This is a genomic window from Streptomyces nigrescens (assembly GCF_027626975.1).
Classification (GTDB): Bacteria; Actinomycetota; Actinomycetes; order Streptomycetales; family Streptomycetaceae; genus Streptomyces; species Streptomyces nigrescens.
In genome coordinates this window covers 3,763,328-3,786,703 of sequence record NZ_CP114203.1, presented here as the reverse complement: position 1 = coordinate 3,786,703, position 23,376 = coordinate 3,763,328, and the positions used below count along the sequence as shown (strand labels likewise).

18 protein-coding genes are annotated in these 23,376 nt (G+C 70.4%); 11 read left to right on the top strand and 7 right to left on the bottom strand.

Annotation, left to right across the window (positions count from 1 at the left end; all coding sequences use genetic code 11):
* The 5 genes from STRNI_RS16885 to STRNI_RS16865 all read left to right on the top strand — a co-directional run bounded on the left by STRNI_RS16885 (position 1) and on the right by STRNI_RS16865 (position 4,952).
* Positions 1–993, top strand: coding sequence for an ABC transporter substrate-binding protein (locus STRNI_RS16885; RefSeq protein WP_093637143.1), 993 nt, complete (start codon positions 1–3; stop codon positions 991–993).
* A gap of 166 nt (positions 994–1,159) precedes the next feature.
* Positions 1,160–1,372, top strand: coding sequence for a hypothetical protein (locus STRNI_RS16880; RefSeq protein ID WP_093637146.1), 213 nt, complete (start codon positions 1,160–1,162; stop codon positions 1,370–1,372).
* 141 nt (positions 1,373–1,513) lie between these two features.
* Positions 1,514–1,963 carry a hypothetical protein gene (locus STRNI_RS16875; protein ID WP_277411518.1) on the top strand — a complete coding sequence of 150 codons (450 nt, stop codon included), beginning with the start codon at positions 1,514–1,516 and terminating at the stop codon, positions 1,961–1,963.
* A gap of 306 nt (positions 1,964–2,269) precedes the next feature.
* On the top strand, positions 2,270–3,271 hold the full coding sequence (locus STRNI_RS16870) for a DUF4344 domain-containing metallopeptidase (RefSeq protein WP_277411517.1): 1,002 nt from the start codon (positions 2,270–2,272) through the stop codon (positions 3,269–3,271).
* Positions 3,272–3,791: 520 nt separating this feature from the next.
* Complete coding sequence (locus STRNI_RS16865) at positions 3,792–4,952, top strand: trypsin-like serine peptidase (RefSeq protein ID WP_018089524.1); 1,161 nt, start codon at positions 3,792–3,794, stop codon at positions 4,950–4,952.
* Here STRNI_RS16865 and STRNI_RS16860 read toward each other — a convergent pair.
* Positions 4,927–6,258: a M20 metallopeptidase family protein gene (locus STRNI_RS16860; protein ID WP_381845363.1), complete on the bottom strand. Its 1,332-nt coding sequence runs from the start codon at positions 6,256–6,258 to the stop codon at positions 4,927–4,929. The genes STRNI_RS16865 and STRNI_RS16860 overlap by 26 nt on opposite strands.
* Before the next feature lie 240 nt (positions 6,259–6,498).
* Positions 6,499–7,926 (bottom strand): MocR-like pyridoxine biosynthesis transcription factor PdxR, encoded by a 1,428-nt coding sequence (gene pdxR, locus STRNI_RS16855; protein WP_277411516.1) that lies wholly within the window; start codon positions 7,924–7,926, stop codon positions 6,499–6,501.
* A gap of 46 nt (positions 7,927–7,972) precedes the next feature.
* On the opposite strand from pdxR (STRNI_RS16855), the gene STRNI_RS16850 reads away from it, so the two are divergent.
* The gene (locus STRNI_RS16850; RefSeq protein WP_277411515.1) at positions 7,973–8,527 is read left to right on the top strand and encodes a carboxymuconolactone decarboxylase family protein; all 555 of its coding nucleotides are present in this window, start codon (positions 7,973–7,975) and stop codon (positions 8,525–8,527) included.
* Positions 8,528–8,539: 12 nt separating this feature from the next.
* Here STRNI_RS16850 and STRNI_RS16845 read toward each other — a convergent pair whose 3' ends face one another.
* Both STRNI_RS16845 and STRNI_RS16840 read right to left on the bottom strand, forming a co-directional pair.
* Positions 8,540–9,277: an isocitrate lyase/PEP mutase family protein gene (locus STRNI_RS16845; RefSeq protein ID WP_277411514.1), complete on the bottom strand. Its 738-nt coding sequence runs from the start codon at positions 9,275–9,277 to the stop codon at positions 8,540–8,542.
* Positions 9,274–9,783 (bottom strand): carboxymuconolactone decarboxylase family protein, encoded by a 510-nt coding sequence (locus STRNI_RS16840; protein WP_174876345.1) that lies wholly within the window; start codon positions 9,781–9,783, stop codon positions 9,274–9,276. Before STRNI_RS16840 ends, STRNI_RS16845 begins: the two co-directional genes overlap by 4 nt.
* Before the next feature lie 47 nt (positions 9,784–9,830).
* Between STRNI_RS16840 and pdxR (STRNI_RS16835) the strand changes: the two genes are divergently transcribed.
* Entirely contained in the window at positions 9,831–11,321 is a 1,491-nt protein-coding gene (gene pdxR, locus STRNI_RS16835) for a MocR-like pyridoxine biosynthesis transcription factor PdxR (RefSeq protein WP_277411513.1), read from the top strand.
* Positions 11,322–11,343: 22 nt separating this feature from the next.
* Here pdxR (STRNI_RS16835) and STRNI_RS16830 read toward each other — a convergent pair whose 3' ends face one another.
* Positions 11,344–11,883, bottom strand: a complete 540-nt coding sequence (locus tag STRNI_RS16830; protein ID WP_277411512.1) for a GNAT family N-acetyltransferase — start codon at positions 11,881–11,883, stop codon at positions 11,344–11,346.
* 644 nt (positions 11,884–12,527) lie between these two features.
* On the opposite strand from STRNI_RS16830, the gene STRNI_RS16825 reads away from it, so the two are divergent.
* From STRNI_RS16825 to STRNI_RS16815, 3 genes are all read left to right on the top strand, one after another.
* Complete coding sequence (locus STRNI_RS16825; protein ID WP_277411511.1) at positions 12,528–19,262, top strand: Ig-like domain-containing protein; 6,735 nt, start codon at positions 12,528–12,530, stop codon at positions 19,260–19,262.
* 247 nt (positions 19,263–19,509) lie between these two features.
* Positions 19,510–19,905, top strand: a complete 396-nt coding sequence (locus STRNI_RS16820) for a hypothetical protein (RefSeq protein WP_018089128.1) — start codon at positions 19,510–19,512, stop codon at positions 19,903–19,905.
* Positions 19,906–19,921: 16 nt separating this feature from the next.
* A complete protein-coding gene (locus tag STRNI_RS16815) occupies positions 19,922–21,112 on the top strand; it encodes a glutathionylspermidine synthase family protein (RefSeq protein WP_018089129.1) in 1,191 nt (396 codons plus the stop codon).
* A gap of 51 nt (positions 21,113–21,163) precedes the next feature.
* Here STRNI_RS16815 and STRNI_RS16810 read toward each other — a convergent pair whose 3' ends face one another.
* Positions 21,164–21,478: a hypothetical protein gene (locus STRNI_RS16810; RefSeq protein WP_229838008.1), complete on the bottom strand. Its 315-nt coding sequence runs from the start codon at positions 21,476–21,478 to the stop codon at positions 21,164–21,166.
* A gap of 191 nt (positions 21,479–21,669) precedes the next feature.
* Here STRNI_RS16810 and STRNI_RS16805 point away from each other — a divergent pair, with 191 nt between their 5' ends.
* On the top strand, positions 21,670–23,010 hold the full coding sequence (locus tag STRNI_RS16805) for an NsdA family TPR-like regulatory protein (RefSeq protein ID WP_277411510.1): 1,341 nt from the start codon (positions 21,670–21,672) through the stop codon (positions 23,008–23,010).
* On the opposite strand, the gene STRNI_RS16800 is transcribed toward STRNI_RS16805, so the two are convergent.
* Positions 22,996–23,262 carry a hypothetical protein gene (locus tag STRNI_RS16800; RefSeq protein ID WP_266438859.1) on the bottom strand — a complete coding sequence of 89 codons (267 nt, stop codon included), beginning with the start codon at positions 23,260–23,262 and terminating at the stop codon, positions 22,996–22,998. The two genes, STRNI_RS16805 and STRNI_RS16800, sit on opposite strands and share 15 nt — an antisense overlap.
* Between the last annotated feature and the right edge of the window lie 114 nt (positions 23,263–23,376).

Sequence of the window (23,376 nt, the reverse complement as noted above, 5' to 3'; positions counted from 1 at the left end):
ATGTCCCGTAAGCGAAGCATGATCATCGGGACGGCCGCGCTGGCCGGCACGGCGGTCCTCTCCCTCTCCCTGTCCGCCTGCGGCAAGGCCGACATGACCAAGCAGTCCTCGCCGTTCGCGGCGGCCAAGGGCTCCAAGTCGGTCACCCTGTCGACGCAGACCTGGGTCGGCGCCCAGTCCAATGTCGCGGTCGCCAAGTACCTTCTGGAGAAGAAGCTCGGCTACCACGTCGACACCGTCCAGGTGGACGAGATCCCCGCCTGGGACGCCCTCAGCCAGGGCCGGGTCGACGCGATCCTGGAGGACTGGGGCCACCCCGAGCAGGAACAGCGCTACGTCAAGGACAAGAAGACGATCACGGCGGGCGGCGGCAACGGCGTCACCGGCCACATCGGCTGGTACGTGCCCAAGTACTGGGCCGACAAGCACCCCGAGGTCAAGAGCTGGAAGAACCTCAACAAGTTCGCCGACCAGCTCAAGACCTCGGAGAGCGGCAACAAGGGCCAGCTGATGGACGGTTCGCCGTCCTATGTCACCAATGACAAGGCGCTGGTGAAGAACCTCAAGCTCAACTACGAGGTCGTCTTCGCGGGCTCCGAGGCGGCGCAGATCACCCAGATCCAGCAGTTCGCCAAGGAGAAGAAGCCCTTCCTGACGTACTGGTACGAGCCGCAGTGGCTCTTCAACCAGGTGCCGATGGTGGAGGTCAAGCTCCCCAAGTACACCGACGCCTGCGCGGAGAAGGGCACGAAGGACCCCGAGTCCATCGACTGCGCCTATCCGACCACGCCGCTCCAGAAGTTCTTCAACACGGAGTTCGCCAAGAAGGGCGGCAGCGCCTCGGCGTTCCTGAAGAACTTCAAGTGGACCAAGGACGACCAGAACGAGGTCTCCGAATCGATCGCCTCGGGCGGCCTGTCCGCCGACGAGGCGGCGAAGCGCTGGGTGGAGAAGCACCCGGAGGTCTGGAAGAAGTGGCTTCCTAAGAAGTAGCCGCCGCACGCAAGCGCGCAATCTCGCGGGCAGTCGCACACCCGGTGTGCGACTGCCCGCGAGCGCGTTCCGGGGCCGCACCCGTTCGGGTGGCGGGCGGCGAACCGCCGCACGGCGCGACGGCCGGCACAGAAGGCTGGGCAGCCGTCACCGACGAAAGGCCGTCATGCCGCTGCCGCCGAAGTGCCCCACGCCCGACTGCGACGACTGGCTGTGGAAGGACACCGCGCACACCAACACCGACTGGGACAACTGGCGCTGGTGGTGCTGCCGTTGCCGCCACCAGTGGTATCCCACGGCGGAACAGCTCCAGGAGTTCCGCTACGGGACGAGCCGGCCCGCTGTGGCACACCGCGGCCCGCAACCGGCCCGCCGGTAGGCCGACTTTCGAGATTCCTCTTTCGAGGCTCATCGAATCTTCTATGCCGGCGAGCACAGAAGCGGTATCTCTGGAAGTCACCCACACGGGGTGGGCTCCGGCCCCGGCCGGGCCACGAGGTGACCAACGAAGGAGATTCCTGTGCGCACACGGGGGATGAAGCTCGCCGCCGCCGCTCTGGCGGCCGCGGCCGTCACGGTGCCGGCAACCGCCGTTCCGGCGACGGCCACCACCACGGCTCCGGCGGCAGCCGCGGCGTCGGTGAAGCTGTCCTGCTCGGGGAACGGCGGCAAGGGCAGCGCCGCATGGAACTGGAAGAACAGGAACGAGATCCGCTCGATCACCCTCCGGGGCAAGGACACCAAGGCCGACGGACGGCACCCGGCCGTCCGGATCGTGTGGACCGACAAGAAGGGCCACACGAGCGCGACCCCCTGGAGGCATGTCCGCAACGGCGAGAGCCGCTGGACCACTCCGTCGATCTACGACCGGGACGGGATCCAGTACCTGGAGATCGGGGTGCGTAAGTACCGCGGCAGCAGCGTGGACCGGGGCGTGTGCGAGGCCGGCAGGCCGAACCCGCGCGCCTGAGCGCCTCCAGGGAGCGGCCCGGCCTGCGGCGCGGGCCGGGCCGCTTCCACAGGCGGGGGTACGGGGGGGCGCAACGGGAGTGCGGGACGCGACGGGGGTGCGTCCCGCACTCACGGGGCGACAAGCCTTACAAAAGGGTCATTGAGGACACGGAGTTTCTCGCTCATAATCCGCGTGTCAGGTTCGGGTGCTGTCACCGGCATCGGGAACGCGGCACCGGACGCTGCGCAAGCACCACCGGCCGCCCCGACGCCTTGACCAAGGGAAGAGCTGACCAGGGTGCTGCGCAGTGGTGGATCCTCAGCCGTGTGGCGGGCTGCTTTCGCGGGGGCGTTGCTGGTCGCCGGCTTCGGTGTCGCCTCGTGCGGCGGCGATGAGGCGGACGCGGGCAAGGCGGACGGGGGCAAGACGGGCGCGGCGGGCGAGGCGGGCGTGAGCAAGGCGGACGCGAGCAGGGCGGACGCCACGGGCGAGGTCACGGTCGTCTACCCGGACAAGACGATCAAGCCGAAGGACCGGCAGGCGGTGGCGGTGATCCGCAAGTCCCGTGTGCTGGAGCAGGTCGCCGACTGGGTGAACGCGTCGGTCGCTCTCCCGCATGACCTGGTCGTGAGGGTCACCGCCAAGGTCCCGCCCGGGGTGACGGACGCGGTCACCCAGCCCGACGGCAGGACGGTCTTCGTTCCCCCGTCGTTCCTGACCCGGATCGAAGAGGTCAACGGCCATGTGGTCAAGACCGTCAAGCGTCCAGCCCTGTTCCCCGCGGCCAAGTACAACGCCGACGACCTGACCGCGCTGTCGGCCCAGTTCATCTTCGGCCACGAGATGGGCCATGCGCTGCAGCGGCAGCTTCTGCTGGCGAACCTCGGCCTGGAGGAGGACGCCGCCGACGGGTTCGCGTCGTTCTACACCGTCAATGAGGTCGGGCCGGAGCCCTCGCTGGCAGCCGCAATCCTCTTCGACGAGCTCGCCCGCGAGGAGGGCGAACTGACGCTGGAAGGGTTCGCGAGCGATCACCCCGTCACTCAGCAGCGCGTCTTCACCTTCCTCTGCCACCTGGAGGGGAGTGACCCGAAGAGGTACGAGGGACCCCTGGTGGGCGCGGGTTATCTGCCGAAGTCCCGCGCCCCGTTGTGCCCGCAGGCATGGGCGATGCTGGACTACGGCTGGTGGACCCAGCTCAAGCCGCATTTCCGCGGGTCGTTCAAGGACCAGGGCGACAAGGCGCAGCAGCACGCGCACGACCGGCTGATCGCGGAGACGAAGGCCCTCGCGAAGAAGCTCGACACGATCCGCAGCGCGCAATGAGCCGATGAGCCGGCGGGAGCCGATGAGTCAGTGAGCCGATGAGCCAGTGGGTCGATGAGCCAGTGAGCCAGTGAGCCAATGAGCCAATGAGCCAGTGGGGCAATGGGCATGCGGAGTCATCGGCTCGCGGCTCCGGCCGCCCACTCGTCACAGGCCGGTGGCCGAGCTCGGCCTCGTCGGTTTGCCCCGGGCGGGTCGGCCGGAGCTCGAACCAGTCGAGGAACTCCCCGGTGGCCGCCACTTCCGCCGCCCAGACCCCGAGCGCGGCCCGACCACCAACTCCGCGTCGTCCACGGTGAATCGGCGCAGCGCGAGGCGCTCCGTGCGGAGCAGGACCGGCGAAGGTGACATTGCGGTACGTCCCGTCCTCCCGTGCCCCGGGCGGCCTGGCCCCTGGTTGCCCGCCGGTCGTGGCGTGACGGCATAGTAGGGCGCAGCCCGATGAGGGACATGACAATTAACGGCGGCAACGGCGCGCTGTGCGCTCGGCGCCGCCCCGTACCAGGGGGACTCCCGCTCCATGCCATCCATCCGCCGTTCCACCGCCGCGGCCGCGGCACTCGTCGCACTGCTCGCGGGCACCGCCACCGCCTGCGGCCCCGGTGACGACAAGGCCGCGGGCAGTTCGGCCGCCGATCAGAAGGACCAGGCGGACGGGGGCATCGAGCTCCCCAAGGACATGCCGACCAGCCTGGACGACCTGAAGAAGTGGAAGGACGGCGGCTGGCAGAACTGGGACAAGTGGGCCCGTGACGCCTCGGATTTCGCCAATCCGATCATCAAGGACCACTGGAAGTCGGACCGGCTGGCCAAGGCGAAGAGCTCGCCGGAGATCGGCGTGAAGGCCACCGGCACGGAAGGCGAGTTCAACGGCACGGACCCCGAACCGCAGCCGGTCACCGCCGAGCAGGTCGCCCGGCCGTACCACCAGCACATGGCCCCGGTGGGGAAGATCTTCTTCGACAGCCCGAAGGGCCCGATGGTCTGCTCCGGCACGATCGTCGAGGACCCGGCGCACCCCGGCAAGTCCAACCTGGTGTGGACCGCGGGCCACTGTGTGCACTCCGGCAAGAAGGGCGGCTGGATGCGCAACATCGTCTTCGTGCCGTCCTACAACGACAACGGCGTGCCGATGAACCAGGTCAACAGCACGCCCTCGCAGCAGATCACCCCGTACGGCCGGTTCTGGGCCGACTGGATCACCACGTCCGGTGAGTGGATCAACATGGGCAGCGAGGCGACCGGCAACGGCGGCTCCGCCTACGACTTCGCCGTGCTGCACGTCAAGCCGGAGAACGGCAGCGGCAAGTCCCTCCAGGAGACCGTGGGCAACGCCGCCCGCGTCTGGTTCAACGCCCCCGCCGCGAACCAGCTCAGCTCGCTGGACGCCTTCGGCTACCCGGCGGGGCCGCCCTACGACGGCGCACGCATGATGAACTGCCCGGCCCGCCCCGGCCGCCTCGTCATGCAGCAGGGCACACCCGCCATGAACCGCATCGGCTGCACCATGACCGGCGGCACCTCCGGCGGCGGATGGTTCGTCAACCGCGGCGGCAAGCTGACCCTGGTGTCCAACACCTCGATCAGCTCCAACACCCACACCTGGCTGGCCGGCCCGCACCTGGGCCCGGAGGCCCAGCGGGTCTTCGCCAACATCAGCCAGAAGTTCGCCAACCAGTAGGAGTCGTGGGGCCTCCCCGGCCGGACCCGCCGGACCCGCCGGGGAGGCCCCGCGCCCTGTGCGCCCGCTCCGCGATCCAGCCCGCCATCGCCCGTACGCCGACGCCGACCGCCCGCTCGTCCGGCGCGAAGTCGGGGTAGTGCGGGTATCCGGCAGTGATGGGTGCATGGGGGGCGCGGACACCCAGGAAGGTGAACGTGCCGGGGACGCGGTCCAAGTAGAGGGCGAAGTCCTCGCCGCTGAAGGGCGGGAACGCGGCGTGGAGTTCGGTCACCGCGCCCCGGCCCATCGCGCGGCGCAGGTGGTGGGCGAGCATGCGGGCATCGCGTTCCGGGCAGACCATGGCCGGGAACGGCTCGGCGGGGAAGCGCACCCCGGCCCCCGCCCAGGACATGGCCAGTCGGCGGATGTCCGCGCGTACCTCCCCGTACCGCTCCTGTGGCCAGCAGCGATAGGCCACACTCACCCCGGCCTCCTGAGCCCTGGCCCGGACCGCCACGAAGCGGGCAAGGGGCCCGTCGGGTGTCAGGGCGTCGGCCAGCAGCCGCTCGATGTCGGCAGGCGTCTGCGGCGGTGCCACCGTGGCGAGTGCGCCGATCTCGGCGGCCAGCCGCCGCGCGGCATCGGGCGCGCCTGGCCCGGAGAGAGTCACCTCGGCCTTGTCCTGGCCCGGCAGCCCGTAGCCCGGGGTCACCGCGAACGTGCCGACGGGGAACGGTCCGCAGTGCAGCGCATGGATCTCCGCGACGCCGGTGCGCTCCAGCACGCCCGCGTCGATCAGTGCGCGGGCCCCGGACAGGGTCTCCTCGGCCGGCTGGAAGAGGAACACCACCGTTCCGCTCAGTTGCCGCCGCAGTCGCGCCAGGACCCGTGCGACGCCGAGGGCGACCGTGGTGTGGATGTCGTGCCCGCAGACGTGGGCCGCCGCCGGGCCGCCTCCCACGATGTCCTTCGGCGGCACCGCGTCCATGTCCGCCCGGTACGCCACGGTCCGGCCGCGGCGTGCGCCGTGCAGGATGCCGATGACGCCGTGGCCGCCGCCCACCCCGGTGGCGACGGTCAGCCCGGCCGCGCGCAGTTCGCGGGCCACCACACCGGCGGTGCGCTGCTCCTGGCCGGGCATCTCCGGATGCCGGTGGAGGTCCCGCCGCAGCACGATCAGCTCCCGGTGGATACGCGCCACCTCGGCGTCCACCGCGCCTTGCTCCACTGCGCCCTGCCCCACCGAGCCTTGCTCCGCCGTGCCTTGCCCCACCGGCCGCCCCCGCCCGTCGGCCACGGCCCTCCCCGCGGTGCCCCACACCATGCCCGCACCGGCTGCCGCCGCGCCGGCCAGCAGTGTGCGGCGCGCGGCAGCATGCTCCACAGAACGTTTCACGGTTCCCCCTTCGTGATCCCTCGATGAGCCGAGAATGTGCGCCAAGAATGTGCGCCGAGAATGTGCGCTGAGAATGTGAGTCGAGAATCTGTGACAACACGATCGCTGCGCGCGCATGCCCTTGCCCATCCGGCGAGCCACCGCTCAGGGGTGGGGGTACCCCCCCCGCTACCCCATGGGCGGCAGCGCCCGGCACAACGCCTCCAAGGCGCCGGGGAAGGCGCTGTCGCTGGGCGTCGCATAGCCGACGACCAGGCCATGGCGGGGCGCCATGGTGGCCTCCGGGTGGCGGTAGCCGGACAGGCCGTCGAGCGCCAGGCCCTGCCAGCGCGCCGCACGCAGGGCCGCGCGTTCATCCGACTCGCCGGATCCGTCGGGGAGTTGGAGAACGGCATGCAGACCGGCGGCGATACCGGTGACGGTGAGGTGCGGAGCATGGGTGGCCACCGCGTCGATCAGCTGGTCGCGGCGTCGGCGGTAGCGCTGGCGCATCCGGCGGATGTGCCGGTCGTACGCGCCGTGGGCGAGGAACTCGGCGAGGGTGAGCTGATCGGTGACACCCGCCCAGGCCTCCCGCTCGCCCTTGGCCTCCAGTACGGCGTCGACGAGGCGGTCGGGAAGCACCATCCACCCCAGACGCAGTGCGGGGGAGAGGCTTTTGCTGACCGAGCCGATATGGAGGACGCGCTCCGGATCCAGGCCCTGGAGGGCGCCGACGGGCTTGCGGTCGTAACGGAATTCGCCGTCGTAGTCGTCTTCGAGAACGTAAGCCCCGTTCTCCCGCGCCCAGTTGATGACCGCCGCACGACGGTCGGGGTGCAGCGGCACTCCGAGCGGAAACTGATGGGCGGGGGTGAGCAGTGCCGCCCCTACCCCTGCGGTCGATCCCAACTCCTCGCTCTCCACGCCCTGTTCATCAATGCCTAGCGGATGGGTGCGGACACCGGCCGTGGCCAGCAGATGACGGTGGAACGGAAGGCCGTAGGACTCGACGGCGAGGGGGCCGGGGAGCACGGCGGGTAGCAGCAGCCGCAGCGCGTGGGCGAAGCCGGAGCAGATCACGAGGCGTTCGGGGTCGGTGCGTACGCCGCGGGTGCGTGCCAGGTAGTCGGCGAGGGCGCGGCGCAGTTCGGGGCGGCCCCGGGGGTCGCCGGGGCCGAACGCGTCGTGCGGGGCGGCGGTCAGCGCACGGCGGGCGGCGGCGAGCCAGGCGGTGCGTGGAAAGGACGCGGCGTCCGGCTGCCCCTGGAGGAGGTTGTGCGTGGGGCGGCTCTCCGGGGCGCGGTGGGCCGGGGCCCGGGTGGGTGTCAGCGGCTTCGCGCGGTGGGCGACACGGGTGCCCGAGCCCTGGCGCGCGCTGAGCCAGCCCTCGGCGACCAGCTCGGCGTAGGCGTCGGCGACGGTGTTACGGGCGATGCCGAGGTCGGCGGCGAGCGAGCGGTAGGGCGGCAGACGCGTACCGGGGGCGAGGCGTCCGGACCGTACCGCGTCCCGCAGCGCCCGGATGAGGACGGCGCGGCGGCTGCCGGGGCCGGTCAGCTCCAGATGCAGATCGGCGCCCAGACTCTCGGCAGGATTGACCCATGATTTCGGCATGGAAATGCACCCTACAGCCGGTCGCCTGTCCTTCTAGATTCAAGACATGACGAACGAAGCGCAGCTCAGCAAGGCACAGCCCGACGAGGGCGACCAGGCCAACGAGTCCAACCAGGCCAACGAGGCGAACGAGGTGAACGGAGCGGTGGGCCGCAGCCCCCGGGTGAACTTCGCCAAGGCCGCTCCGAAGGCCTTCAAGGCCCTGATCGGTTTTGACGCCGCCGCCCGTGAGGGCCTCGACCCGGCCCTCGTGGAACTGGTCCAGATCCGTTCCTCCCAGCTCAACAAGTGCGCGTACTGCCTGCACATGCACACCACCGACGCCCGCAAGGCCGGCGAGAGCGAGGAGCGCCTGCACATGGTCGCCGTCTGGCAGGAGGCGCCGCACTTCTTCACCCCGAAGGAACAGGCGGCCCTCGCCCTCACCGAGGCCGTGACCCTGGTGGCCCAGGGCGGCGTACCCGACGCGGTCTACCAGCGGGCCGCCGCCCATTTCGACGAGCCCGAACTGGCCCGCCTGCTGGCCCTGATCTTCACCATCAACACCTGGAACCGGCTCGCCCTCAGCACGGGGAAGGTGGCGGGGACGGACGAGCGGTAGCGGCTTCGGGCCTCAGCCCCCGCTCCCCGCCCCCAGCTCCTCCCGCAGCCGCTCCGCCATCTCCGCCACAGCCGCCATCGCCCGGTGCTGCAGTCCCGGGCCGAAGGTGACCCGGGCCGCGCCCAGGGCGCCGAGTTCGCGGGGGGAGGGGCCGTCGGGCGTCACCACGGCGTTGACGGGGAGGCCGATGCCGGTGGACAGGTCGGCCAGTAGGGGCGGTGGGGCGAGGATGGGGTAGACGCAGTCGGCGCCGGCCTCTGCGTAGAGGCGGCCGCGCCGGACGGACTCCTCCAGGTCCTGGGCGCCGTGCAGGTAGGTGTCGATCCGGGCATTGATCACCAGGGCGTCGCCTGCCTCGGCTCGTACCTGGGCCAGCCAGTCGGCCTGTTCCCGGGCGTCCCGCAGAGCGCCGGTGGCGTGGTCGGTGTCCTCCAGGTTGCAGCCCACGGCGCCGGCGTCCGTGAGGCGGGCGACCAACTCCTTTGCAGGGAGGCCGTATCCGGCTTCCACGTCCGCCGAGACCGGGATGTCGACGGCGTGGGTGATGCGGGCGATGGCGGCGAACATTTCGTCGGCGGGGGTCCGGCCGTCCTCGTAACCGAGGGAGGCCGCGACGCCCGCGCTGGGGGTGGCCAGGGCCGGGAAGCCGGCGTCGGCGAAGACCTTGGCGCTCACCGCGTCCCAGGGGCCGGGGAGGACCAGGGGCAGGTCGGGGCCCTGGTGCAGGGCGCGGAGTGCGGCGGCCGTCATGCCGGCCCCGGGGCCATGCGGGTGGAGACGCCGAAGCGGTTCCAGGCGTTGATGGTGGTGATCAGGGCAACGAGGTGGGCGAGTTCGGTGTCGCCGAAGTGGGCCGCGGCGCGGTCGTACACGGCGTCCGGGACGAAACCTTCGGTGAGGAGGGTGATCGCCTCGGTGAGGGCGAGGGCGGCCTGCTCCTTGTCGGTGTAGTGGCCGGCCGCCTCCTCCCAGGCGTTGAGGAGGTAGATGCGCTGCTCGGTCTCGCCGGTCTCGCGGGCGTCCTTGATGTGCATATCGATGCAGAAGGCGCAGTGGTTGAGCTGCGACGCCCGGATCTTGACCAGGTCGACCAGCGCCGGGTCGAGACCCTGCTTCGCCGCCGCATCCAGCGCGATCATGGCCTTGTAGACCTCCGGCGCGAGCTTTGCCCAAGGCAGCCGGGGGCCGTGCCCGTGTGCCGTGGCCGGTGTCGTCCCTGCTGTCGGTGTGGTGCGTGCTGTCGGTGTGGTCGTCATGGCTACGACGCTACGGCGGTAATGGCGCAGCTGTATGGTCCATTTCCATGGAGAATTCCTGGGCCACTTTTGGGCGTGATCTGCACCTGGACCTCACCGGCCCCGGCGGGCTGCGGGCCGCGCTGCTGCGTGCCCTGCGGGACGCCGTACGGTCCGGCCGGCTGGCGCCCGGCACCCGGCTCCCGTCCTCCCGCTCGCTCGCCGCCGACCTCGGTATCGCCCGTAACACGGTCGCCGACGCCTATGCCGAGCTGGTCGCCGAGGGCTGGCTCAGTGCCCGTCAGGGCTCCGGCACCCGCGTCGCATGGGGGCACCTCCCGGAGGGAGTCCGGGGGAGGACGCCGCCGCGCGCCGCGCCCGCCGCCCGGCGCGCCCACGGCCCGGCCGGCCCCACCGACCGGCAGCGTCTCGACCTCACCCCGGGCACCCCCGATGTCTCCGCCTTCCCCCGCACCGCCTGGCTCGCCGCCGCCCGACGCGCGCTGACCACCGCCCCCAGCGAGGCCTTCGGCTACAACACCCCGGAGGGCCGCCCCGAACTCCGCACCGTCCTCGCCGACTACCTCGCCCGCGCCCGCGGAGTACGCGCCGACCCCGACCGCATCGTCATCTGCGCCGGTTTCATGCAGGGGCTGGCGCTGCTCAGCCGGGCGCTGGGCACCGGGCGGCTGGCCGTCGAGTCGTACGGCCTGGACTTCCACCGCAGCGTCATCACCCGCACCGGCCTGGGCACCGTCCCGCTCCCCGTCGATGAACGCGGTGCCCGCACCGAGGAACTGGCCACGCTCGACGACGTACGGGCGGCCCTGCTCACCCCCGCCCACCAGTTCCCCACCGGCGTACCGCTGCACCCCGAGCGCCGCGCCGCCGCCGTCAACTGGGCCCGGGCCACCGGGGGTTTCATCCTGGAGGACGACTACGACGGCGAGTTCCGCTACGACCGCCAGCCGGTCGGCGCCCTCCAGGGGCTGGACGCCGACCATGTCGTCTACCTGGGCACCGCGAGCAAGAGCCTCGCCCCCGCGCTCCGGCTGTCCTGGATGGTGCTGCCGGACCGGCTGGTGGACCCGGTGCTCGCGCTCAAGGGCACCGGCGAATGGCAGTCCGGGGCGCTGGACCAGCTCACCCTGGCCGAGTTCCTTTCCTCGGGCGCCTACGACCGCCATCTGCGCGGAATGCGGCTGCGCTACCGGCGACGCCGCGATCAGCTGGTGGCCGCCCTGGCCGACCGTGCGCCCCATGTCCATGTCTCGGGTATCGCCGCCGGTCTGCACGCCGTGCTGGAACTCCCGTCCGGCACCGAACAGTCCATCATCCAGGCCGCCCGCTGGCAGGGCCTCGCCCTGGACGGCCTGAGCCGCTTCCACGACCCCTCCGCCCCACCGGCCTCTCGCGACGCCCTGGTGGTCTCCTACGGCACCCCGCCCGACCACTCCTTCGCCAACGCCCTGGACGCACTGCTCCGGGCACTGCCGCCGGCGTCGTCGCCGGGCCCGTCGGGAGGGGAGGGGGAGGGGGAGGGGGAGCAGGCGGAGTAGGAGAAGCCGGTCACCACTCCGGTCACAACTTCCGTACGAAGGACACCCGGTCGAGCCCCGGCCCGTCGTAGTCGCCCTGCAGCGGGACGCCGTCGTCGTCGATCCGGTCGCCCGGCTCCAGATGGAAGCCCATACGGGTGTGGTACGCGATGGAGTTGCGGTTGTTGGGGCTGGTGATGCAGCGGACCTGGGTACGGCCGGCCGCGCGGGCCGTCGTGAAGAAGCGGTCGTAGAGGGCGCTGCCGATACCCTCCCGCCGGCCTTCCGGGCACACGCCCACGAAGTGGATGTACGCGACCCTGGGGTCCGTCTGGGACAGAAAGCCGATCAGGAAGGCATGCAGGGTGTGGTCGGGCCGCTCGACCCAGAAGCTGGTGTCGGCGAAGTGCTGGAGGAAGAGGCGCGGGACGAGCAACTGGCGTTGCAGTGCGCCCGCTTCCCCGCCCAGGCCGTCCCACCAGCCGGCGAGGGCCTGCTGAAGCCGTGGGTGGTCCGCGGGGGCAGGGTGGCGCAACGCCAGATGTCCGGGCAGCTGTTCCAGAACCCGGGCGTGCTCCGTCATGGTCCGGCTCCTCCGTCCCAGGGTGACCGGGGCCCGACGCCACGGTCGTGTGTTGGCCAGCGTAGACGGCGGCCTGTCCGGCGACTGGCGAAAAGTCGCCCGTCGCAACGGCAACTTCCTTGCTGTGACGGCTGGTTGAGGTGAAAAAGGGGGAGTGTTCGGGGCGTTCGTCAGGCTTCGAGGATGCGTTGCGGGGGCAAATTCAATGAAATGGCCGCTGCCCGCCGTGCGCCCCCGCTCGCATCCTGCCTCGCGCTCAACTGCGCGGTTGTGCAACGGCGTTGAGGGTGGTGCCGCGACCGTTCACGGTGGCGTCCCGTACTGACCGCGCGTCACCAGTGCTGACGTCTGTCACATCTACGCCCGGTGGCGCGCGCCCCGCCGCGTCGTGAGCGCCACTTCGCGCTGCGCCATTCAGGGTAAATGGGTGTGACGCCTATGGCGTGGCGGCATGATCGGCGCGCCTACTGATGCTATCGACCGGCGGGTTGCCTACCTGGCGGAGGACATTGGTATGCAGATGCGAATCCCGTCGGCTGTCATTACCGAACCTGCGCCCAGGTTGATGCCCACTTCCCGCAGAAACACAAGCTCCGCGGGGAGCTGAACGGCCCGCCAACATCCCGCAATCGGAGGGCCATAGCATGGCACCCACCTTTACTTTGACGTCCGCAGCGCCAAATCCAGCTGTCTTCGGGCAGCCGGTCACCTTGACCGCCACCGTCATCCCGCTGGGCCTGGGAACACCCACCGGAACCGTGACCTTCGTCGTCGCCGGCGGGCCCACACTGACCGCTCCGCTCATCGGTGGCGTCGCGACCGTCACCACGAGCAGTATCCCCATCGGCTTTCATACTTTCACCGCGAACTACAACGGCAGCCCCCAGTTCTCGCCGTCCAGCGGCTTCGGGTCCATCACGGTGGTCAAGGCGTCGACCACCACCGTGGTCACCTCGTCGCCGGACCCGTCGAACTTCGGGCAGACGGTCTCCATCACCGCCACCGTCACACCGGTCGCGCCCGGCGCGGGCACCCCGACCGGCACGGTCACCTTCGTCATCGCCGGCGGCGGGGGCGGCACGCTGACCGCCCCACTCTCCGGCGGTACGGCGACCGTCACCACCAGCACTCTCACTCCGGGCACGCACCTCATCACGGCCACGTACAACGGCAATGCGCAATTCAACGCGTCGTCCGGCACCGATACGCAGACCGTGCAGCAGGTCCTGACGCCGACGACCACCACGGTCACCTCGTCCCCCGACCCGTCGGTCTTCGGGCAGCCGGTGACCTTCACGGCCACCGTCGCCCCCGTCCCGCCCGGTTCGGGCACCCCGACCGGCACGGTGACCTTCGTCATCAGCGGCGGCCCGACGCTGACCGCGACGCTCTCGGGCGGTACGGCGAGCGTCACCACCAGCAGTCTCAGCGTGGGCCCCCACACCGTGACCGCGACCTACAGCGGCAGCGGCAGTTTCGCGTCGTCGAGCGGTACGGACACCCAGACGGTCAACAAGGCCTCGACGACCACCACGGTCACCTCGGTGCCGGACCCGTCAGCGGTCGGTCAGTCGGTGACCTTCACGGCGACGGTCGCGCCGGTAGCGCCGGGTGCGGGTACCCCGACCGGGACGGTCACCTTCGTCATCAGTGGCGGCCCGACGCTGACCGGCACCCTTTCCGGGGGGACGGCGAGCGTCAGCACCAGTGCCCTTTCCGCTGGTCCGCACACGGTCACCGCGACCTACAGCGGGAACGCCAACTTCAACTCCTCCGTTGGCACGGACACCCATACCGTGGGCCTGGCCTCGACGACCACGACGGTCACTTCGTCGCCGGATCCGTCGGTGGTCGGTCAGTCGGTGACGTTCACGGCCGTTGTCGCCCCGGTGCCGCCGGGTGCGGGTACGCCGACCGGGACGGTCACGTTCGTCATCTCCGGTGGTCCGACTTTGACCGGCACCCTCTCCGGGGGGACGGCGAGCGTCAGCACCAGTGCGCTGGGCACCGGTACGCATACGGTGACGGCGACCTACAGCGGTGACGCCAACTTCGCCACCTCCACCGGCACCGATACCCATACGGTGGGCCAGGCGTCGACGACCACCACGGTCAGCTCGTCGCCGGATCCGTCGGTGGTCGGTCAGTCGGTGACGTTCACGGCCGTCGTCGCCCCGGTTTCGCCGGGGTCGGGCACGCCGACCGGGACGGTCACCTTCGTCATCAGTGGCGGCCCGACGCTGACCGGCACCCTTTCCGGGGGGACGGCGAGCGTCAGCACCAGCGCCCTGAGCGCAGGCACGCACACGGTCACCGCGACCTACAGCGGTGACGCGAACTTCACGTCGTCGGTCGGTACGGACACCCAGACCGTCAACCAGGCCTCGACCACCACCACGGTCACCTCGTTCCCCGACCCCTCCGTGACGGGCCAGACGGTCAACTTCACCGCCTTTGTGGGACCGGTGTTCCCCGGCGGCGGGGTCCCGACCGGAACCGTCGGCTTCGTCATCACCAACGGGGTCACCACGGTGACCCTCAGCGGCACCCTCGACGGCGCCGGCGTCACGACCGTCAGCACCAACGGACTGGTAACGGCGGGCACTTACACCGTCACCGCGACCTACAGCGGAGACGCGAACTACACCGGCTCCAGTGACACCGACACTCAGACCGTGAACCCCGCATCGACGACCACGGTGGTGACGTCGTCGCCGGACCCGTCGGTGGTCGGGCAGCCGGTGACCTTCACCGCCACCGTCACGCCGGCCGCGCCGGGTACGGGGACGCCGACCGGGACGGTGACCTTCGTCATCAGTGGCGGCCCGACGCTGACCGGCACCCTTTCCGGGGGTACGGCGAGCGTCACGACCAGTGCGCTGGGCGCCGGTACGCACACGGTGACTGCGACCTACAACGGTGATGCCAACTTCAGCGGTTCGGTCGGTACGGACACCCAGACCGTCAACCAGGCGTCGACCACCACCACGGTCAGCTCGTCGCCCGATCCGTCGGTGGTCGGGCAGTCCGTGACCTTCACGGCCACGGTCGCGCCCGTGGCGCCGGGGGCGGGTACGCCCACGGGGACGGTCACCTTCGTCATCAGCGGGGGCCCGACGCTGGTCGGCACGCTCTCCGGGGGTACGACGAGCGTCAGCACCAGTGCGCTGGGCGCCGGTACGCACACGGTGACCGCGACCTACAGCGGTGACGGCGACTTCAGCGGTTCGGTCGGTACGGACACCCAGACCGTCAACCAGGCGTCGACCACCACCACCGTCCTCTCCGCGCCGGACCCCTCGGTGGTCGGTGAGCCGGTGACCTTCACGGCGACGGTCGCGCCGGTCTCGCCGGGCGCGGGTATCCCGACCGGGACGGTGACGTTCGTCGCGACCGACGGGGTCACCACGGTGACGCTGACCGGCACCCTCGTCGGCGGCACCACCAGTGTCGTTACCACCGGCCTGGTGACGGCGGGCGTGTACACCGTCACCGCGACCTACAGCGGCGACGCCGGCTTCACGAGCTCGGTCGGTACGGACACCCAGACGGTGGGCCAGGCGGCCACGACCACCTTGGTCACCTCGGCGCCGGACCCCTCGGTGTTCGGAGAGCCGGTGACCTTCACGGCCACCGTCACCCCGGTCGCGCCGGGTGCGGGGACGCCGACCGGCACGGTCACCTTCGTCATCAGCGGGGGCCCGACGCTGGTCGGCACGCTCTCGGGCGGTACGGCGAGCGTCACCACCAGCGCCTTGAGCGTCGGCACGCACACGGTCACCGCGACCTACAGCGGTGACGGCAGCTTCACCGGTTCCGTCGGCGCGGACACCCAGACCGTGGCCCTGGCGTTGACGACCACCACGGTCACCACCGCGCCGGACCCGTCCGTGGTGGGCGAGTCGGTGACGTTCTCGGCCACGGTGGCGCCGGTCGCGCCCGGTGCGGGCACTCCGACCGGGACGGTGACCTTCGTCGCGACCGACGGGGTCACCACGGTGACGCTGACCGGCACGCTCAGTGGGGGCACCACCAGTGTCACCACCAACGGTCTGGTGACGGCGGGCACTTACGTCGTCACGGCGACCTACGCCGGCGACGGTAACTTCCTCGGTTCCCTCGGTACGGACACCCAGACCGTGGGCCAGGCCTCGACGACCACCTCGGTCTCCTCGTCGCCGGACCCGTCGGTCTTCGGCCAGCCGGTGACCTTCACGGCCACCGTGGCGCCGGTCTCGCCGGGTGCGGGGACGCCGACCGGCACGGTCACCTTCGCCATCAGTGGCGGCCCGACGCTGGTCGGCACGCTCTCGGGCGGTACGGCGAGCGTCACCACCAGCGCCTTGAGCGTCGGCAGCCACACGGTCACCGCGACCTACAGCGGTGACCCCAACTTCACCGGGTCCGTCGGTACGGACACCCAGACGGTGAACCAGGCGTCGACGACGACCGCGGTCCTCTCCGCGCCGGACCCGTCCGTGGTCGGTGAGCCGGTGACGTTCACCGCCACCGTCGCCCCGGTCGCGCCGGGCGCGGGCATCCCGACGGGCACGGTCACCTTCGTCGCGACCGACGGGGTCACCACGGTGACGCTGACCGGCGCCCTCGTCGGCGGCACCACCAGTGTGGTCACCACCGGCCTGGTGACGGCGGGCGTCTACACCGTCACCGCCACCTACAGCGGTGACGCCGACTTCAGCGGTTCGGCCGGTACGGACACCCAGACGGTGGGCTCGGCCTCGACGACCACCTCGGTCTCTTCGGCGCCGGACCCGTCGGTCTTCGGAGAGCCGGTGACCTTCACGGCGACGGTCGCGCCGGTCGCGCCGGGGGCGGGGACGCCGACCGGGACGGTCACGTTCGTGATTTCCGGTGGTCCCACGCTCACGGGGACGCTTTCGGGCGGTACGGCGAGCGTCACCACCAGCGCGTTGGCCGTGGGCACGCACTCGGTCACCGCGACCTACAGCGGTGACCCCAACTTCACGGCATCGAGCGGTGCGGACACCCAGACGGTGATCCTGGCGGCGACGACGACCGCGGTCTCGTCGTCCCCGGACCCGTCCGTGGTCGGTGAGCCGGTGACCTTCACCGCCACTGTCGCCCCGGTCTCGCCGGGCGCGGGCACCCCGACGGGCACCGTGACGTTCCTCGCCACCGACGGGGTCACCACGGTGACGCTGACCGGCACGCTCAGTGGCGGCACCACCAGTGTCACCACCAACGGGCTGGTGACGGCGGGCGTTTACGCCGTCACGGCGACCTACACCGGCGACGCCGGCTTCAGCGGCTCCGTCGGTGCGGACACCCAGACGGTGGGCCAGGCCTCGACGACCACGGCGCTGAGTTCGGCGCCGGACCCGTCCGTGGTCGGTGAGCCGGTGACCTTCACGGCCACCGTCACGCCGGTCGCGCCGGGGACAGGTACCCCCACGGGGGTGGTCACCTTCGTGATCACCGGTGGTCCCACTCTCGTCGGGACACTCTCGGGCGGTACGGCGAGCGTCACCACCAGCGCGCTGGGCGCCGGTACCCACACCGCTACGGCGACCTACAGCGGTGACCTCAACTTCACCGGCTCCAGCGACACGGACACCCAGACGGTGAACCAGGCGTCGACGAACACTGCGGTGAGCACGACACCGGACCCGTCCGTGGTGGGCGAGTCGGTGACGTTCTCGGCCACGGTGGCGCCGGTCGCGCCCGGTGCGGGCACTCCGACCGGGACGGTGACCTTCGTCGCCACCGATGGCGTCACCACGGTGACGCTGACCGGCTCCCTTGTCGGCGGCACCACCAGTGTCACCACCAACGGGCTGGTGACGGCGGGGCTTTACACCGTCACCGGGACCTACAGCGGCGACGCCGACTTCACCGGATCCACCGGTGCGGACACCCAGACCGTGGGCCAGTCTTCGACCACCACCGCGGTGAGCTCGGCGCCGGACCCGTCCGTGGTCGGGCAGCCGGTGACCTTCACGGCCACCGTCTCCCCGGTCGCACCGGGTGCGGGGACCCCGACCGGCACGGTCACCTTCGTGATCACCGGCGGCCCCACGCTCACCGCGACGCTCTCGGGCGGTACGGCGAGCGTCACGACCAGCGCCTTGAGCGCCGGTACGCACACGGTCACGGCGACGTACAGCGGTGACGCCAACTTCACTACATCGAGCGGCACCGACACCCAGACGGTGAACCAGGCGTCGACGACCACTGCGGTGAGCACGACACCGGACCCGTCCGTGGTGGGCGAGTCGGTGACGTTCTCGGCCACGGTGGCGCCGGTCGCGCCCGGTGCGGGCACTCCGACCGGGACGGTGACCTTCGTCGCCACCGATGGCGTCACCACGGTGACGCTGACCGGCACGCTCAGTGGGGGCACCACCAGTGTCACCACCAGCGGCCTGGTAACGGCGGGCGTGTACGTCGTCACCGGGACCTACAGCGGCGACGCCGACTTCACCGGATCCACCGGTGCGGACACCCAGACCGTGACCCAGGGCTCGACGACCACGGCGCTGAGTTCGGCGCCGGACCCGTCCGTGGTGGGCGAGTCGGTGACCTTCACGGCCACCGTCACGCCGGTCGCGCCAGCGGCAGGTACCCCGACCGGGGTGGTCACGTTCGTGATCACCGGAGGCCCGACGCTGGTCGGCACCCTCTCCGGGGGCACGGCCACCGTCTCGACCAACGCACTCGGAGTCGGCACCTTCCCGGTGACCGCGACCTACAGCGGTGACCTGAACTTCACCGGCTCCAGCGGCAGCGACACCCAGACCGTGACCCAGGCGTCCACGACCACTTCGGTCTCCTCGTTGCCGGACCCGTCGGTGGTCGGGCAGCCGGTGACCTTCACGGCCACTGTCGCCCCGGTCTCACCGGGTGCGGGTGTCCCGACCGGCACGGTCACCTTCGTCATCGACGGTGGCGGGGGCGGCACGCTGACCGGCACCGTCGCCGGAGGCTTGGCCACCGTCACCACCAGCACCCTCGACGCGGGTCTGCACAACGTCACCGCGACCTACAGCGGTGACACCAACTTCAGCACCTCCAGCGGCGCCGACACCCAGACCGTCAACCAGGCATCCACCCTCACCACTGTCAGCTCGTTCCCCGACCCGTCCGTCTCCGGCGGTACGGTCACGATCTTCGCGTTCGTGGTGGCGCAGCCTCCGGGCAGCGGCGTCCCGACCGGGACGGTCACCTTCACCGTCACCGACGGCGTGACCACGGTGACCCTGACCGGAACGCTCGACGGCACTGGGGTAGCCGCCGTCAGCACCCCGCTGACCACTGGCAACTACACCATCACCGGGGTCTACGCCGGTGACACCAACTTCACCGGCTCCAGCGACACCGACACCCAGACCGTCATCTGACCCACCGTCCCTTCTACCGCACGTGCAACACCGTCGGGCCGTCCTCACCAGGGCGGCCCGACGCCTGTCTGCGCCCGGTCCGTCGCTACCCGGTCCGTTTGCGCCGATGCTGTCCGGCCCTGTCCCCGCCCCCGTCGCCCACGCGGAGCGACGGCACGGCGGGAGGAAACCCCCTCGTTGCGACCGGCCCACCGGTGCCGTCTACGCTGTCCGTGCTCAGACAAATGTTCACGGGGGAAGGCACGACATGGCGGAAAATGCACGCCGGCGGCTGCGGTCGAGCACGGTCATTCTGGGAAGCATGGGTGCGCTCGCCGCCGCCCTGACGTCCTGCGGCTCCGAGCCCGACAAGCGCTGCGTCGACCGCAACAGCTACGACACTCTCAACGGCTATCGCATCGTCGACTCCAAGAAGTGCTCGGCAAGCGGCAGTTCGTCTTCCGGGAGCAGTGGCTCCAGCAGCGGCGGATACGGGAAGAGCGGCCGCGGTAAGCAGTCCGTCGACGGCCAGTGGTACTACGCCCCGGACAACTCCGGCGGCAAATACGCCGACAACGGCACCTTCAGCAAGAGCACGGCCGTCAACCGCGGCGGCTTCGGCTGCTCGGGCTCGGGAGGCCGGCACGGCTCCTCCGGCGGCTGAGCGGACGCGGCACGGTATGGAACGCCACACCATCGACCCGCGCCCCGGCTGGCAGCAGACCGTCGAGGCGCAGGGCCTGATCTACCCGCTGACCCGCTACCCGGACGACTCGCTGCGCCCGTACTGGGACGAGAGCGCGTACTACTCCTTCACCCTCCCCGAGGTCGAGGCCCTGGAGGAGGTCGTCGAGGAGCTGCACGGCATGTGCCTGGCCGCGGCCGCGCACATCGTCGACAAGGACCGCTTCGCCGACCTCGGCATCGAGGACCCGCGGCTGGCCAAGCTGATCGCCGAATCCTGGCGCCGCCGTGACGAACTCCCCTCCCTCTACGGGCGGTTCGATCTGCACTACGACGGCACCGGCCCGGCCAAGATGCTGGAGTACAACGCCGATACGCCGACCTCGCTGGTCGAGGCCGCCAGCCCGCAGTGGTTCTGGATGGAGGAGCGCTTTCCCGGCGCCGACCAGTGGAACTCGCTGCACGAGCGGCTGGTGGCGGCCTGGAAGCGGCAGGCCCCGCTGCTGCCGCCCGGCGCACCGCTGCACTTCGCGCACTCGGCGGGCGACGAGCTCGGCGAGGATCTGATGACCGTCGCCTATCTGGAGGAGACGGCGCAGCAGGCGGGCCTGGAGACGGTCGCCATCTCGATGGAGGACATCGGCTGGGACCGGCTGTCGGGCCGCTTCGTCGATCAGCGGCTGCGCTTCATGCGGGCCTGTTTCAAGCTCTACCCGTGGGAGTGGCTGGCCACCGACGACTTCGGCCCGTACGTCCTGGACACCCTCGACAACGGCGGCGGCACCGGCTCCACCCTCTGGATCGAGCCCGCCTGGAAGATGCTGCTCTCCAACAAGGCGCTGCTGGCGATCCTGTGGGAGCTGTATCCGGGGCATCCGAATCTGCTGCCCGCCTACCTCGACGGGCCGCGCGAGCTGGCACACACCCGTGGTTACGTCGCCAAGCCACTGCTAGGCCGGGAGGGCGCCGGGGTCACCCTGCACGAGCCGGGCGCCGAACCGGTGCTGCGGGGACCCGAGGACCCCTGCTGCTACCAGGAGCTGGCCCCGCTCCCGGACTTCGACGGCAACCGCGTCGTCCTCGGCGCCTGGGTCGTCGAGGACGAGGCGGCGGGCCTCGGCATCCGGGAGTCGGCGGGACCGGTCACCGATGAGTACGCGCGGTTCTTGCCGCATGTGATCCGCTGAATCCGCCGGGGGGCCCGCTCGGGCTCCCCGGTCAGGGGTACAGCCGAACTTCTATGTGTGGACCGACGCCGGCCCGAGAGCGGTCAAGCGCCCGCCCCGGCTCTTGGCCACCCGGCGGACATCGGCAAGGGCCGCGGTCAGTTCAACGGCCAGCAGGTGCAGTTCCCCGGGCGTCCATGCCAGTGCGGCAAGCACTCGGCGGGCCTCGTCGATGAGATCGCCGGCAGAACTGAGCTGCTCCTCCTCCACCTGGTCGGCGATGCGGGAGACATATCCGGTCCCGTCGCCTGCCAGGAAGCACGGTTTGCCGTCCGGGCTGGTCCACGGCAGCAGCCGGACGAAGACCCTCGCTGCAGCGTTGGGCATGTCGTCAACTCCCTTGTAGTTGAGGGCCACGCCCCCGGGCCGTCCACCACGGTCGCGGGGGTCCTCCCTGTCTTGCGAGGAGGGCCTTCCTCGCTCTGGGCAACGGCTCCGCTACGCCCAGCGGTACGGTGGCACTGGAAGCGGCTTTTAAGAGCTTTAAGTGCTCGTGCACACCGGGGAGTTGAGGGCTAGTGGGCACTCGGGAACCGAACCGGCACCTTGAACGGCTTTACCGGCAGACCGGCTGGACGCTGCGGCAGTTCGTCCAGGCCGTGAACCGCATCGGCACCGAGCGGGGAACCCCGCTCAAGTACCGCGAGCCGTCGGCCCATCAGTGGTGCCGAGGTCACCTGCCGAAGGAGCAGGTCCGACCGCTGATCGTGGAGGCCCTGGCACGGAAGCTGGGACGTCCGGTCACGCATGCCGAGGTGGGATTCCCCGCACCGGCCAATAGCTCCGATGCCACTCCGGGCACGGTTGAAGGGCTGATCGATCTCAGTAGGGGAGATATGGACCCCTCGCGCCGCGGCGTTCTCGGTATAGGGCTTTTTTCCGTTGCGCTGACGGTGCCCAATTGGCCGGATGTGGTGGGCAGGATGGAAGCCGTTCAAAGTGGTCGACCCCGGCGCATTGGCATGCCGGAGGTCGACATGGTCATTGCCATGACCGAACGAGTGTCAGAACTGGACGACCAATTCGGCGGGCGCCACGCCCGTCCGATGGCAGCGGCTTTTTTGGTGAACACAGTCACCCCGTATCTACGGGCTGACGCCTCCGAGTCGGTACGCAAAGCGATGATGTCGGCTGCTGCCGACTTGTGCTATCTCACGGGGTACATGGCGGTGGACGAAGGCGTTCACGGCCTTGCGCAACAGTATTACCTCAAGGCGTTGGAACTTGCCGGAGCGGCAGAGGATCACTTGACGTACTGCACAACGCTTCGGGGGATGAGTGTGCAGGCTGTTGACCTACGGCACGGCAGGCAGGCAATGCGGCTCGCTGACGCTGCGGCTGCCGCGTCTCCGCAAGCCGGCCCGCGAATGCGCGCCTTCCTTGCCGGGCAGCAGGCGCACACCTCCGCGCAAATCGGCGACCACAGCAAGGCGCTGATGTATCTACGAGAGGCCGAGGTGGCCATGGAGAGGGCTGAGTCAAGGGGGAAGGCGTTCGGCTCATACGATCCGGCAGCCCTGAATTACCACACCAGCCAGGTCCGGTACGAACTCGGCGATGTTCCCGGCTCCATCAAGGCCATGCAGGAATCGGACAAGGTGCGTTACAGCGTTTACCGTCGCGCTCGCGTACGCCACCGAGCCACCTTGGCCGAGCGGCAACTGGAAATCGGCCACCTCGAAGCAGCATGCGCGACATGGCATCTCGCCCTGGACGATTACCCTCTGGTGCAGTCGGGGCGAGCAGATCAGCGTATGCAAACAATGTTCAAACTCATCCGCCCCCACCTCAAGAACCCCGCGGCCCGCGAACTCGACGAACGCGCCCGGCTCGTCACCCCGGCCTCACTCTCCGCCTGAGGGCTGTCGCGTGCCACGGCGGCCGAGCAAGGCGCTTCCCACAATCACCAGGCCGATGGCGATGACCTTGGCGGCCCAGTAGTAGCCGACCGCCGGCTCATCCGGGGTGCCGGGCAGCCGGAAGAAGGCCCATGCCGCCGCGAGGCCGCCGAAGACGATCAGTGCGACAGCGCCCCACGTCCCGAGGTCCGCCCACCAGGGCCCCGGGAGGTGACCCCGCTCGTCGGTCTGCTCAACGTCCTTGTCGGCCATGGTTTGTTCTCCTGGGCACAGGGTGGCGGTCGCGGGGGAAGACGCGGGCCCGGCGCGGAAGGTTCACCGGGCCGAACGTCCCCTGCTGGAGCCGACATCCCGAGGAGGACGGCA